Below are 12,981 nucleotides of genomic sequence, written 5' to 3'. Positions count from 1 at the left end.
CAAGCCATGCGCAGTTTGTTGAACGAGCGTTTGCAGGACGATCCGCTGGCGGGCGAAGCCGCCGATATCGTACGCAGCTGCGTGCATTGTGGTTTCTGCAATGCCACCTGTCCGACCTACCAGGTCAGCGGTGACGAGCGCGACGGGCCGCGTGGACGCATCTATCTCATGAAGTCATGGCTGGAAGCCGACGCCGCCACGGCCACCACCCAGGCCCATCTCGAACGTTGCCTGCTATGCCGCAGTTGCGAGACCACCTGCCCGTCGGGGGTGCGCTACGGGCGCTTGCTGGATCTCGTGCGCCCGCGCGTCAACCAGGCGGTCGGTCTCTCGGCCTGGCAACGCGCCACTCGCGCGGTGTTGAAACATGTCATTCCCTATCCGCGCCGCTGGCGCGCCGCGGTTGCGATGGGTCGCCTGTTGCGGCCACTGCTGCCGGCCGCCATCACGCGGCTATATGCCTTGTCCGACCCGCCACCAGTCTACGCGCCCGCCGCGCACACGCGCCGCGTGCTGCTGCTCGGAGGCTGCGCGCAGGCGGTGCTCAATCCCGCCATCGACACGGCGGCCATGCGTGTCTTCGACGCCGTCGGCATCACGCTCGAACGCCTGCCCGGCGTCGATTGCTGTGGCGCCCTGCCTTACCACCTCGGTGACGAGACGATGGCCGCGCGCCTGGCGCGCGCCAACATCGACGCCTGGTGGCCGGCCATCGAGGCCGGCGCCGAGGCGGTGATGGCGACCTCGTCGGGTTGCGGTCTGCAGCTGCGTGACTATGGCCAGGTGCTGGCCGGCGACCCGCTGTACGGGCCACGCGCGTCGCGCCTGGTGTCGATGGTGCGTGACCCGCTGGAGTTGATCGAAGCCAAGGCCTTGCATGCGCGGGTGCGTGGCGCTGGTCGGCGCGTGGCCGTGCAGACGCCCTGCACCCTGCAGCACGGTCAGCGCCTCGGCGGCCGTATTGAAGCTTTGCTACGCGAACTCGGCTGGGACATCGTGCCGGCCAACGAAGGCCACCTGTGCTGCGGTTCGGCTGGCAGCTACTCGGTGCTGCAACCGGGCATGTCGAACACGCTGCGCGAGCGCAAACTCGGCCATCTCATGGCTGGCGGACCGAGCGCCATCGTGACCGCCAATATCGGCTGCCAGCTCCACCTCGCGGCGCAGGCCGCGGTGCCGGTCAAACATTGGCTGGAAGTCTTGGCAACGGCCCTCGATTGAGCCGTGGCCGTTGCCGCGAACCAGGGCGGTTCGCGGCCTTCGGGCAGGGACGGGAGCGAGCGGGACCTCAGTAGACGCGCAGTACCGCGGCGTCGCCCTGGCCTTCGATGTAGTCCTCGTAGCCATCGCCGGGCGGGTTGCCGTCGTAGATGTCGTATTCACGCTGCTGGCGCCACGCCTCGCGCACGAAGGTATAGGGGTCGAGTGCCGCCTGGTCGCGGATACGGGTCGCGTCCAGCAGGTTGGCGCGGGTGTTGACCGCGCTCACCACGCCGGCCGGGATGGTCACCACCGACGCGAAGTAGGTCAGCGGGTTCAGGAACATGTCCATCACCGGCGAGCCGATGTCGCGGAACGAACTCGGACCCATCAAGGGCAGCATCAGGTAGGCGCCTTCCTTCGCGCCCCACGTGCCGAAGGTCTGGCCGAGATCTTCGTCGTGCTGCTTCAAGCCCATGCTGGTGGCGGGGTCGAACAGGCCGCCGATACCGATGGTGCTGTTGACCAGGAAGCGGCCGGAGTCCGACGCGGTCTGGGTGAACTTGCCCTGCAGGAGATCGTTGGCGATGGTGTTCAGGTAACCGGTATTGTCGAAGAAATTGGTGATGCTGTTGCGGACCGGGTCCGGGGTGTACTGGGCATATTTCTTCGCCACCGGCTCGACGAAATGCTTATCGAGCGTGTCGTTGAAGGTGTAGAACTTGCGGTTCATGTTCTCATAGGGGTCGCCGCTGTTCTTGGCCGCGTCGTTGGACGCGCAGCCGCTAACGGCAAGCAGGACGACAGTCGCGGCAAGCAGGCGCGACAGGACACTGAACTCAGTCATGTTGAAAGTTCCGCAGGCTTGGGTATTCAGTAAGAATATTGCCACAAACGTTGTTGATCCGCACTACGGTGGCCAGCCAACCGCTCACGAACCCTTACTCATTTCGGCTACCTTCTTCTCCAGGCGATTGATCAATGAATCAAAGCCTTCGGTCTTGATAACGGCCGTGTAATCGGCGCGCTTGAGCGACAGGTCGGAAACGCCCTGCGCGACCACGTTCATGATGCGCCATTCGCCGTTGGCCTGACGCAACAGGTAGTTCAAGGGCACCGGCTCGCCATCGGTGGGGCGCAGGGTGGTGCGCACCACCAGCGCGTCGTGGTCGGCCTCGCTGCCCTCGGTCTGGAACTTCTCGCCGGAGAAGCTGGCGAAATTGCTGGCATAGGTGGCCACGCTCAGCCTTTTGAACACTTCGATGAAGCGCGTCTTCTGTTCGTCGCTGGCCGATTTCCAGTAGCGGCCGGTGACGATGCGGCAAATCGAATCGAAATCGAAACTGCCGGCGATGACCGGCGCGAGCATGTCCTCGCGCCCCTTGAAGCCAGCCGAGGCGCCGGCCTGCATGGCGCCGAGCAAGGCTTGGTGGAGTTTTTCGACCACCGCCTTGGCGTCGGCGTCGTCGGCCGCGGTGACGACGCCGGATAGCAGCAACAGCGCGGTGGCGAGCACGGATTTCAATATTTTCATCGCGATTGATCCTTTCCCGCCGAAACAGCGTGGTGTGAGGTCGGCCCCGGCGCTGGCGGTCGCCACGCGAGGGTGGATTCAAGGAACTCCGAGCGCGGCCGCTCGGCGCAGTTCAATGGCCTTCGATCTTATCGTAGCTGCGACTCTTCCAGCGGCTGCGTTCCCCCGTCCAGTAGCGCCAGGCCGAGGTCCAGGTCATGGCCAGGAACAGGCAGGCGGCGACGCTCAGGGTCGCGACCCACAGCGGATTGAGATCGTAGAACTTGATGGTGGGGCGGTAGGACCAGCTCATCGCCGCCAGCGCCACCAGCGCCGCGCCGGTCGCGGGCGCATTGCCGCTCACCAGTCCAATCAGGGGCGCGATGAACGACAGGCCCAGCATCAAGGTGCAGATCACCAGCAGGACATTCGAATAACGCAGCTGTGTGAAGGCGGTGCGCGCCACCATGTTCCAGATATTGGCCAAGGTCTCGTAGGGGCGGATGGCGCGCACGTCGCGGCTCAGGCCCAGCCAGGTCCGACCGCCGTTGCGCTTGATGCGCTGGGCCAGCGTGCAATCGTCAATGATCGCCTCGCGCAGGGAGGCGAAGCCGCCGATCGCGCGCAGGCTTTCGGTGCGCAGCAGCACGCAGCCGCCGGCCGCCGCCGCTATCGGCGAACGCGGCCGGTTGGACAGCGCGAAGGGATAAATGAGCTTGAAGAAATAGATGAACGGCGGCAGCAGCAGCTTCTCGAAGGCATTGCCCATGTGCAGGCTCGCCATCACCGAGGCCAGCGTCAGGTCGTGGCGCTGCATGTGCTGCTTGAGCGCCGCCAGCACGCGCGGGCCGAGTTCGATGTCGGCGTCGAGCAGCAGGGTATAGGGTGTCTCGGCCCGCGCCGACGCCTGCTCCAGGGCCCACAGCTTGCCGCTCCAGCCGACCGGCAAGGGCGTGCCGTCCAGCACCACGAGATTGTCCAGGCCGACGCCGCGCGCCACCGCGCCGGTGCCATCGCTGCTTTGGTCGTCGACCAGCACGATGCGCGCGATATTGCCCTGCGCGGCCAGCGCCCGCAGGGTGGCGGCGATGCAGCTCGCCTCGTCGCGTGCCGGGATCAGTACGGTCACGTCGCCAAGATCGATTTCGCCGAGATCGTGCGGAATGCGCAGGCGTTCAGCGGTGGACCACGGCCGCCAGGGCAGCACCAGCACGGTCAGCCACAGCAGGGCGGACAGGGCCGTCGCGGTCAATAGCATGGGGGAGGAGGGGATTGGCGCCGGCCGCGCACGCTGGCGCGGTCCGGCTGGCCCGGGCCCGTATCAGGCCACTCGCTTGGAGCTGCAGCTCGCGCCGCTGGCGGCCTCGACCGACGCCACCAGGCGCGGCTTGGCCGTTTCTTCCTCGTAGGTGAACGGCAGTTCGGGCGCCATCGGTCCGTCGGTGCGCGGCCCGAACAGCGCCACGCGCGCGGCTTTCAGGGGATGGGCGAAGGTGTCATCGACCGCCGTCATCTCGTAACCGCAATGCATCATGCAGTTGTCGCACTTCGGATTGCGGCCGGTGCCGTACTTCTCCCACGGCGTGTCGTCGATCAGCGAGCGATAGGTTGGCGCATAGCCTTCGCCGACCAGCAGGTAGCAGGGCTTCTGCCAGCCGAACACGTTACGCGTCACGGCGCCCCACGGCGTGCACTCGTAGGTCTGGTTGCCGGCCAGGAAGTCCAGGTACATGGACGACTGGTTGTAGCGCCACTTGCGGCCCTTGCCCAGGCGGAAGATGTCGCGGAACAGCTGCTTGCTGCGCTGCCGGCCGAGGAACACGTCCTGCTGCGGCGCGCGCTCGTAGTTGTAGCCGGGCGCGATGGTCACGCCTTCGAGGCCGAGCGCCATCATCTGGTCCATGAATTCGCCGACTTCCTCGGCGGTCTCGCCCTGGAACAGGGTGCAGTTGGCGGTCACGCGGAAGCCCCGCGCCAGGGCCTTCTTGATGACTTCGATGCACTTGTCGAACACGCCCTGACGGCAGACCGAGGCGTCGTGGCGCTCACGGCCACCGTCGAGGTGGATGGAGAAGGTCAGGTAGGGGCTGGGCTTGAACTCGTCCATCTTCTTGTCGAGCAACAGTGCATTGGTGCACAGGTAGACGAATTTCTTGCGCTCGATGAAGCCTTCGGCGATGCGCACGATGTCCTTATGGATCAGCGGTTCGCCACCGGCGATGGAGACCACCGGCGCACCGCACTCGTCGACTGCCCGCATGCAGTCGTCGAACGACAGGCGCTTGTCGAGGATCTCGTCGGGGTAGTCGATCTTGCCGCAGCCGGCACAGGTGAGGTTGCAACGAAACAGGGGTTCCAGCATCAGCACCAGCGGATAGCGCTTGTTACCCTTAAGCTTCTGCCCAAGGATATATCGACCCACGCGATACTGCTGAATGAGAGGAACGCCCATGCTTTAACCCTATAAAATAAACAGGAATTTCTTTTTGTGTTTCAAATAATTGCGGTTTGAAGCACAATGGCGCGCAACCTTACTGTAATGACACACGAAAGTACAGGCCCATGGTCGGGAACCACCGTGTCGCGGGGCATGCAAAGCATCGCGCATCCGGCCCTCACAGCGACGTCGCCGAGGCCCTTTCGATGCGGTCGCGGATGCCCCTCCTTGCTTGCACTGATCCAACCTGCTCCCCATAATTCACGGCCCGCCGCCGGGCTGCCTGTATCGGTGAGATTCGACGCTCCATGACACAAAGTTCCCATTACCCCCTGCTCGACAAGATTGACCTCCCCGCTGATCTGCGCGCCCTGCCGGAATCAGCGCTCCCGCAGGTGGCCGCCGAGGTCCGGGCCTTCCTGCTCGACTCGGTCAGTCAAAGCGGCGGCCACTTTGCCGCCGGTTTAGGCTCCGTCGAACTCACCGTCGCACTGCACTACCTGTACAACACCCCCGAGGATCGCATCGTGTGGGACGTCGGCCACCAGGCCTACCCGCACAAGATCCTGACCGGCCGCAAAGACCGGCTGCGGACCATCCGCAAGGCCAACGGCCTCGCGCCCTTCCCGAAACGCGAAGAGAGCGTCTACGACACCTTCAGCGTCGGTCATTCCAGCACCTCCATCAGCGCCGCCCTCGGCATGGCGATCGCCGCCAAGCTGACCGGCTCCAACCGCCGCGCGGTGGCGGTGATCGGCGACGGCGCGATGACGGCGGGCGTGGCCTTCGAGGCCCTCAACCATGCAGGCGATCTCAGCACCGACCTGCTGGTCATCCTCAACGACAACAACATGTCGATTTCGCCGAACGTCGGCGCGCTGTCCAACCGCTTCGCCCAGATCCTGTCGGGCAAGCTCTATACCACGGTGCGCGAAGGCAGCAAGAAAGTGCTGTCGCAGATGCCGTCGGTGTGGGAACTGGCGCGGCGCGCCGAAGAGCACGTCAAGGGGCTGATCGTGCCCGGCACCCTGTTCGAGGAATTCGGCTTCAACTACATCGGCCCCATCGACGGGCACGACATGGACGCCCTGCTGCATACCCTGCGCAACGTCCAGCAGCTGCACGGCCCGCAGCTGCTGCATGTCATCACCAAGAAAGGCAAGGGCTACGCGCCGGCCGAGGCCGATCCGGTCAAGTACCACGGCGTCAGCCCCTTCGACCCGCACAAGGGCATCGTGCCGTCGGCGAAGAAGAGCGCCCTGAACTACTGCGACGTGTTCGGCAACTGGGTGTGCGACATGGCCGCCAAGGACCGTCGCCTGGTCGCGATCACGCCGGCCATGCGCGAAGGCTCGGGCCTCGTGCGTTTCGAGCGCGAGTACCCGACGCGCTACTTCGACGTCGCCATCGCCGAGCAGCACAGTGTCAACGTGGCGGCCGGCATGGCCTGCGACGGCCTCAAGCCGGTGGTGGCGATTTATTCGACCTTCCTGCAGCGCGGTTACGACCAGGTCATCCATGACGTCGCCAACCAGAACCTGCCGGTATTGTTCGCGCTCGACCGCGCCGGCCTGGTCGGCGCCGACGGCCCGACCCACAACGGCAGCTACGACATTTCCTTCATGCGCTGCCTGCCCAACATGACGGTCATGACGCCGGCCGACGAGAACGAGTGCCGGCAGATGCTCTACACCGGCTTCACGCTCGACGGCCCGTCGGCGGTGCGTTACCCGCGCGGCACCGGCCCGGGCGTCGATATCCAGGAAGACATGCAGGCGCTGCCCGTCGGCAAGGCCGAACTGCGGCGGCGCGGCCGACGCGTGGCCGTGCTGGTGTTCGGCGTGTTGCTGGCGCCGGCGCTGGAAGTGGCTGAAAAGCTCGACCTGACGGTCGTCAACATGCGCTTCGTCAAACCGCTGGACGAGGCCATGGTGCTGGAAATGGCCCGCAGCCACGAACTGTTGGTGACGTTCGAGGAGAACGTTGTCGCTGGCGGCGCCGGCAGCGCGGTCAACGAATGCCTGGCCGCCCACGGTGAAAGCGTGTCCATCGCCAACTGCGGATTACCCGATCGCCTCATCCAGCACGGTTCGCGCGAAGAGATGCTGACCGATGCCGGCCTCGATGCGGCGGGCTTCGAGCAGTTCGTGCGTGCGCGGATCGCGATGCTGGACGCGCAGGCGCCGGCGGTGCGCCGCGCCTGAACCGTCGCGGCGGCACCTAGTCCGCCAATACTTCCCTGAAGGCCCGGCACAGCCGGGCCAGGTCCTCGGCGCTGATGTCGCCCATCGCGGAAACGCGGAACACGCGCTCCGACAAGGCGCCTTGCCCGGCATAGATGATGAAGCCGCGCGCCTTCAGCGCATCGTGCAGCGCGGTGTAGTTGCGGCCTTCCGGCAATTCGAAGGCGTGCAGCACGCACGAAGTCTCATCGACGGGTAACAGCGCGCGCACCTTCAATTGCGCCAGTGTCTCGTCCACCTGCGCCATGCGCGCTTGAAACAGCTGCTGGCGGGCGCCCATGCCGCCGGCTTCGAAGAATTCGTCGAGCGCCGCATCCAGCGCGTAGAAGGTCTGCACCGACTGGGTGAAGGGCGTGCCCTGGCCGTCCTGCTTCGCCAGGTATTCCTTGAGATCGAAATACACCGAGCGCGATATGTTCGCGGCCGCCGCCAGCGCGGCGCGCCGCACCATCACGAACGCCGTGCCGGGCACGCCGTGCAGGCACTTGTTGGCGGTGGCCGCGCAGGCGTCGATGGCCCACGCTTCGAAGTCGATGTGCTCGGCGCCAAAGCTCGACACGCCATCGAGCAGCAGGCGCGTGCCGGTCTCGCGGCACACGGCCGCCAGCGTCGCCAGTTCGTTCAAACGCCCGGTGGTGGTTTCATGGTGGACGACGGCGACATGGCTGTGCGGCGTCGCGCGCAAGGCACTGGCAATGGCCGCCACATCGAGGCGCGCGCCCCACGGTGCCTGGATGCGCGTGGTGGCGATGCCGTGGCAGTCGGCAATGCGGCTCATGCGTTCGCCGTAGACGCCGTTCTCGGCCACCAGCAGGCGCGCGTCGCGCGGCACCAGGCTCGTGATCATCGCTTCCACCGCCGCCGTACCCGAGCCGGTCAGCAAGGCGGCGCCCCACTCGTCCGCGGGCAGGGCATAGACCGCCAGCAGCTTGCGGCGCAGGCCATCCTGCAGTTGCGCGAACTCCGTTTCGCGATGACACAGGTCGGGACCGAGCAGCGCGCCGCGTACACGTTCGCTCAAGGTCACCGGGCCGGGGTTGAGCAGGATGGTTTTCATGGCGCGCTGCCGATGTGTTGCATGAGTCGCGCGCGCACCTCCGGCGGGGTGATGGCCGGGCGCGGCAGGTCGTCGCGCGCACCGGTCGCGATCTTCATGTGCATGAAGGCGCTGCCGTCGGTCTGCCGCACAGCGAGGAAGCGCGCGAGTTCGTCGAGGTCGTCGCTGCGCATCACGCGTGCGTAACCGCAGGCGGCCGCGATCGTCGCGAAATCGGTGCAGGCGCTGACGGTGGCCTGCGCGCCGGTGGAGTCATGGGCTTCGTTGTCCAGCAGCAGGTGCACGAGGTTGGGCGCGTTGTAGGCGCCGAGCGTGGCGAGGTTGCCCATGCGCATGAGCGCCGCGCCGTCGCCATCCACCACCAGCACGCGGAGATCGGGGCGCGCCAATGCCAAGCCAAGACCCAAGGACGAGGCACAGCCCATCGAGCCGACCATGTAGAAATGCTGGGGCCGGTCGGCCAGCGCGTACAGTTCGCGGCCGCTGAAGCCGGTGGTGGCGATGACCACGCTGCGCCGGTCGTCACTTGCGGCCAGCACCTGTTCCAGGGCTTGCGTGCGCGTCGCGCGCCGATTCACGGCGCGTTGATGCCCGCTGCCCTCGACCGCGCTCGCTGGGCGCGGCGCCGGCATTGCCGCGGTGGCCAGGGCGAAGGGTTCACAACTGCCCTTCTGCATGATCAAGGCAAAGGGCTGAGAATGATCGCGCATGTGCGCGTCGACGCGCTCGAGCATACCGTCGATGGCCGCCGCGTCGCGCGGGAACGTTGCCCACGGGATGCCCATGGTCTCGAACAACTGCTCGGTGATGGTGCCCATCAAGGCATGTTGCGGTTCATCGCTGACGCCCGGCGCGCCGCGGTGCGTGCAGATCACCAGCACCGGTATGCCGAAGGTATGGGTCAGGGAGGTGAGGGGACTGACGGCATTGCCGAGCCCCGAGTTCTGCATCATCGCGATGCCGCGCCGGCCGCCCAGCCATGCGCCGGCCGCCATCGCCACCGCGTCGCCCTCGTTGGCGGCCGACAGGTAGCGCAAACCGTCCGCACCGATCACGTAATTGATGAATGGCGTCAGAAACGAACAGGGCACCCCGGCGTAGACATTGAAGCCACGCCGCCCGGCGGCGTCGACGAAGTCGCGCGCATGAATCATGACAACAAACCCTCAGCGTTGGCCGGCGGTGAAACGCCCGGCCTGTTCCAGGTCGCGGAGCGAATTGACGTCGAGCCAGTGTCCGTGAATGTAGATGACGCGCACCGCATGGCCGCGTGCGACGATGTGATTGAGCAGGTCGCCCATGTCCAGACTGTCGAAATCCTCGCGCTCGGCGAGCGCGTCGAGCGCGTTCTCCAGCCATTCACGGCCGCGCGCGCGGGTACGCAACATGCCTATCCAACGGCCATGGGCGGGGCCGTCGCACGACTCGGCGAGTGACGAGATGCGCTCCAGCAGCACGTCCTGGCCCCATAGCGAGCGATCGTCGGGCACGCTGCAGTAGGCGTAATCGGGTTTGCCGCTGCCGCCGCTGCTGGCAACGCTGTACTGCGAGTCCACCACCACCGTCAGGTCGCGGTCCGATTCCATGAGGCCGCGCAGCACGTAGCTGCGGAAGATGAGGTCGCCATACATCACCACCATGTCGTCGCGAAAGATGGGCCGCGCGCAGGCGAGGGACGCCAGTTCGCCGCTGTCGGCATAGCGCGGGTTGTGCACGATGTCGATGCCGCCGACATCGATGTGTTCGGCCTTGTAGCCCGCCACCACCGTCACCGAGTCTACCTGCTGTTTGCGGCAGCGCTCGACCAGGCGTTTCAACAGCGGCTTGCCGTTGACCGGCAACATGACCTTGGGCCGTTCGCGGGTCAGGTCGTCGAGGCCCTCGCCGCGGCTCGCGGCCAGGATCACGGCGCGCGTGTCGCGCCGCGCTTCGTACACATAGCGTCGCTCGGCTTCGGCCAGTTCGTCCGCGCCCTGCAGGCGGAAGATCTCCTTCACGCTCGCGATCTGGTCTTCGACCGTCACCAAGGTCTGGTCGGCGTGGATCTGGCGCGCGGTTTCCTGCATGGCATCGACCGCGCTGCGAATGAGGTGATTGGCCCAGATCACGAGGCTGATGCCGGCCTCGCGAAACACCGGGGTGGGCGTCGAGTAGTACTTGGTCGGCACGATCACGAGCGGCGCGCGATTGGCCCACTCGCGCGCGAACTCGAGGATCTGATCCGGCGTCGACCAGGCGCTGTGCACCAGGATCGCATCGGCGCCGGCGGCGTGATAGGCGCTCGCGCGGCGCAAGGCTTCACGCGTGTCCCAGCCGGCGATGTAGGCCTCGATGCGCGCCACCACGCAGAAGTCGTCGTCGCTCTGCGAGTCCTTGCCGGCGGCTATCTTGCCGCAGAACTCGTCGATGTCGGCCAGTTCCTGGCGTTCGCCGTCGATGAAGCTGTTGGTCTTGGGAAACAACTTGTCTTCGATGCACACGCCGGCCACGCCGCGCTGTTCGAGCTTGCGCACCAGGCGACGCATGTTGTTGAAGTTGCCGTAGCCGGTATCGCCGTCGAGCAGGATCGGGATGCGGGTGACATCGGACATGAATTCCACCATGTCGACGACCTGCGTCCAACTCGCTTCATTGTTGTCGCGCACGCCGAACTGCGCCGACAGCGCGAGACCGCTGGCCCAGATACCCTTGAAGCCGGCTTCCTCGACGATGCGCGCGCTGATGCCGTTGTGCGCTTCGAGGATGAACTCGAGTTCACGGCTGGCCAGCAGCTGGCGCAGCTGGGTGGTCTTGCGCGCGCCGGGCGCGAGATGGCGATCAGCGTTCATCGAGCAAGGGCAACACCTGTTGTTCGGCACGCACCAGGTCCTCGGGGAAATCGATCTCCAGCCATGGCAGGCCGGTGATGTCCTCGACGCCGATGTCGAGTTGCGGGCACAGCGCCAGATCGCGCAGCGCTTCCTCGTGGGGTTGGTCGCGGCGCCCGTCGGCGACGTAGGCGTCCATCAACCGTGCCAGCCGCAGCGCGGTGGCGGCGTCGAACTTGAAGAAGCCCACCGATTCGCCGATGCGGTCGTAGACCAGGCCGTCGGCCACGCGCTTGCGGAACTCGACGATGCGCGGGCCGTGCGTGCACAGCTTGACCGGTTCATCGCCCGCGACGAAATCACGATCGAGGAGGAAACAGTTGCGCATTGGACTCGTCACCAGGCGCTGGAGTATTTGCGGGTGATAGAGCACGTCGGCGTCCATCACCAGTACATCATCGCCGCAGGCGAGCGCGGCGCGCGCGCTCCACAGGCTGACGCTGGAACCCAAGGTGTAGAGCGGGTTGTGGCAGAGCAAGGTGGCGGGGCGCGGCAAGGCGTCGAGGGCGCGCGCGATTTGATCCGACTCGTGGCCGACGCTCACCGTCAGCGTCTCGACGCCGCACGCGAGCAGATTGCGACAATGGCGCTCCAACAGCGTCATGCCGCCGAACTCCAGCAGGCACTTGGGCTTGGGCTGACCCTGGTTCAGGCGTCGGCCGACGCCGGCGGCGAGGAGGATGGCGTGCAAGCGCGTGACTCAGGAGCGCTTGACGCCGGAGAACACCTGGCGAAAGCCGAAGTAGGCGATGGCGTCCTTCATGTTGGAGACGAAGCGGCGCAGCGGATGCATGCCGAGCGTGGTCACGTATTCCAGCGTCAGCGCCACGCGACGTTCACCGGCGGCGGCCGGCGTCACGCGATGCCAGAGCTTGTCGCCATTGAACACCACCAGCATGCCGGGCGTGAGCGCGGTGCCGCCACTCACGCTCGCGCGTTGCGGATCGTCGCGATGGAGCTCGTACTCGAGGCGGCAGCTCGACTCGTCCACCAGGCCCAACAGCACCGTGTAGCGCGCGCCCTTGTAGTAGGACGTGTCGTAATGCCAGCCGATGTGATCGCCGGCTTCGGTGTAGTAGTACAGCGCGTAGGTATGCGGGTCGTCGGCCGGACATTCCAGCAAGGGCCGGCCGCACAGCGCCTCGAGAAAAGACCTGAACGCCGGGCTGCGGTAGAACTCGGGGAAGGCCGGCGCGCTGGCATCGAGGTCGTAGCGCGAAATACTGCCGCCTTTCTTGTGTCCCGGGATGAAGTTGCGATGCACGCGCGCTTCGAGCGCCGGCAGGGCGTTCACCAGCGGCGCGATGTCATCGGCCGACAGGAAGTCCGGGATCGCGATGAACTCCGCGTTGGCTTCGAACTCGGCGCGCAGCGCCGCCGTGTCCAGCGCCGACAGGCGAGCTTGGAGCGCGGCGAAAGGCGGCGACTCAGACAGCAGGGATGGCTTCATGGCATGAATCAATGACGGCGACGATGCCGAGCAAGGGTACTTGGCCCGTTGCGCGGTCGCAACCGTGGCGGCGGCACGCGCGGCGCGGCGTATTGCGCGAGATCAAGTGAGGCGCGGCTACACGTCCGGCGCGTCGCGACGTGGTCTGCGGCGCGCGCCTGTGCGATAGTCGCGCCTGCATGCGAGACCGCCGCGGTGGGCGGCGCGGCGCGAG

General features: G+C 66.2%; 11 protein-coding genes. 2 read left to right on the top strand and 9 right to left on the bottom strand.

Annotation, left to right across the window (positions count from 1 at the left end):
* Positions 1–6 precede the first annotated feature (6 nt).
* The gene (gene glcF, locus IPM80_16215; GenBank protein MBK8959915.1) at positions 7–1,221 is read left to right on the top strand and encodes a glycolate oxidase subunit GlcF; all 1,215 of its coding nucleotides are present in this window, start codon (positions 7–9) and stop codon (positions 1,219–1,221) included.
* A gap of 67 nt (positions 1,222–1,288) precedes the next feature.
* On the opposite strand, the gene IPM80_16210 is transcribed toward glcF, so the two are convergent.
* The 4 genes from IPM80_16210 to hpnH form a co-directional block, all read right to left on the bottom strand.
* Positions 1,289–2,047, bottom strand: coding sequence for a VacJ family lipoprotein (locus tag IPM80_16210; protein ID MBK8959914.1), 759 nt, complete (start codon positions 2,045–2,047; stop codon positions 1,289–1,291).
* An 84-nt stretch (positions 2,048–2,131) separates the two neighbouring features.
* On the bottom strand, positions 2,132–2,734 hold the full coding sequence (locus tag IPM80_16205) for an ABC transporter substrate-binding protein (protein MBK8959913.1): 603 nt from the start codon (positions 2,732–2,734) through the stop codon (positions 2,132–2,134).
* 112 nt (positions 2,735–2,846) lie between these two features.
* Complete coding sequence (locus IPM80_16200; protein ID MBK8959912.1) at positions 2,847–3,971, bottom strand: glycosyltransferase; 1,125 nt, start codon at positions 3,969–3,971, stop codon at positions 2,847–2,849.
* A 63-nt stretch (positions 3,972–4,034) separates the two neighbouring features.
* Complete coding sequence (gene hpnH / locus IPM80_16195; protein ID MBK8959911.1) at positions 4,035–5,165, bottom strand: adenosyl-hopene transferase HpnH; 1,131 nt, start codon at positions 5,163–5,165, stop codon at positions 4,035–4,037.
* 293 nt (positions 5,166–5,458) lie between these two features.
* Here hpnH and dxs point away from each other — a divergent pair, with 293 nt between their 5' ends.
* Positions 5,459–7,354 (top strand): 1-deoxy-D-xylulose-5-phosphate synthase, encoded by a 1,896-nt coding sequence (gene dxs, locus IPM80_16190; protein ID MBK8959910.1) that lies wholly within the window; start codon positions 5,459–5,461, stop codon positions 7,352–7,354.
* Positions 7,355–7,370: 16 nt separating this feature from the next.
* On the opposite strand, the gene IPM80_16185 is transcribed toward dxs, so the two are convergent.
* The 5 genes from IPM80_16185 to IPM80_16165 are packed head-to-tail and all read right to left on the bottom strand — an operon-like array spanning position 7,371 to position 12,767.
* On the bottom strand, positions 7,371–8,450 hold the full coding sequence (locus IPM80_16185; GenBank protein ID MBK8959909.1) for a 2-aminoethylphosphonate aminotransferase: 1,080 nt from the start codon (positions 8,448–8,450) through the stop codon (positions 7,371–7,373).
* A complete protein-coding gene (aepY, locus tag IPM80_16180) occupies positions 8,447–9,604 on the bottom strand; it encodes a phosphonopyruvate decarboxylase (GenBank protein MBK8959908.1) in 1,158 nt (385 codons plus the stop codon). The genes IPM80_16185 and aepY overlap by 4 nt, the downstream gene beginning before the upstream one ends.
* A gap of 12 nt (positions 9,605–9,616) precedes the next feature.
* Positions 9,617–11,278: a phosphoenolpyruvate mutase gene (gene aepX, locus IPM80_16175; GenBank protein MBK8959907.1), complete on the bottom strand. Its 1,662-nt coding sequence runs from the start codon at positions 11,276–11,278 to the stop codon at positions 9,617–9,619.
* Complete coding sequence (locus tag IPM80_16170; GenBank protein MBK8959906.1) at positions 11,268–12,008, bottom strand: phosphocholine cytidylyltransferase family protein; 741 nt, start codon at positions 12,006–12,008, stop codon at positions 11,268–11,270. The genes aepX and IPM80_16170 overlap by 11 nt, the downstream gene beginning before the upstream one ends.
* Positions 12,009–12,017: 9 nt before the next feature.
* A complete protein-coding gene (locus IPM80_16165) occupies positions 12,018–12,767 on the bottom strand; it encodes a 2OG-Fe(II) oxygenase (protein ID MBK8959905.1) in 750 nt (249 codons plus the stop codon).
* Positions 12,768–12,981: the final 214 nt, after the last annotated feature.

It is taken from the genome of Pseudomonadota bacterium (assembly GCA_016719885.1).
GTDB lineage: Bacteria > Pseudomonadota > Gammaproteobacteria.
The sequence above is the reverse complement of the archived record's forward strand: the minus strand, read 5'-3'. Positions and strand labels throughout refer to the sequence as shown.

What these genes read in the sequence shown, in the direction of transcription:
- IPM80_16185 (MBK8959909.1), bottom strand. Translation starts at nt 8,450, where the DNA reads ATGAAAACCATCCTGCTCAACCCCGGCCCGGTGACCTTGAGCGAACGT.
- aepX (MBK8959907.1), bottom strand. Translation starts at nt 11,278, where the DNA reads ATGAACGCTGATCGCCATCTCGCGCCCGGCGCGCGCAAGACCACCCAG.
- IPM80_16165 (MBK8959905.1), bottom strand. Translation starts at nt 12,767, where the DNA reads ATGAAGCCATCCCTGCTGTCTGAGTCGCCGCCTTTCGCCGCGCTCCAA.
- IPM80_16200 (MBK8959912.1), bottom strand. Translation starts at nt 3,971, where the DNA reads ATGCTATTGACCGCGACGGCCCTGTCCGCCCTGCTGTGGCTGACCGTG.
- glcF (MBK8959915.1), top strand. Translation starts at nt 7, where the DNA reads ATGCGCAGTTTGTTGAACGAGCGTTTGCAGGACGATCCGCTGGCGGGC.
- aepY (MBK8959908.1), bottom strand. Translation starts at nt 9,604, where the DNA reads ATGATTCATGCGCGCGACTTCGTCGACGCCGCCGGGCGGCGTGGCTTC.
- dxs (MBK8959910.1), top strand. Translation starts at nt 5,459, where the DNA reads ATGACACAAAGTTCCCATTACCCCCTGCTCGACAAGATTGACCTCCCC.
- IPM80_16205 (MBK8959913.1), bottom strand. Translation starts at nt 2,734, where the DNA reads ATGAAAATATTGAAATCCGTGCTCGCCACCGCGCTGTTGCTGCTATCC.
- IPM80_16210 (MBK8959914.1), bottom strand. Translation starts at nt 2,047, where the DNA reads ATGACTGAGTTCAGTGTCCTGTCGCGCCTGCTTGCCGCGACTGTCGTC.
- hpnH (MBK8959911.1), bottom strand. Translation starts at nt 5,165, where the DNA reads ATGGGCGTTCCTCTCATTCAGCAGTATCGCGTGGGTCGATATATCCTT.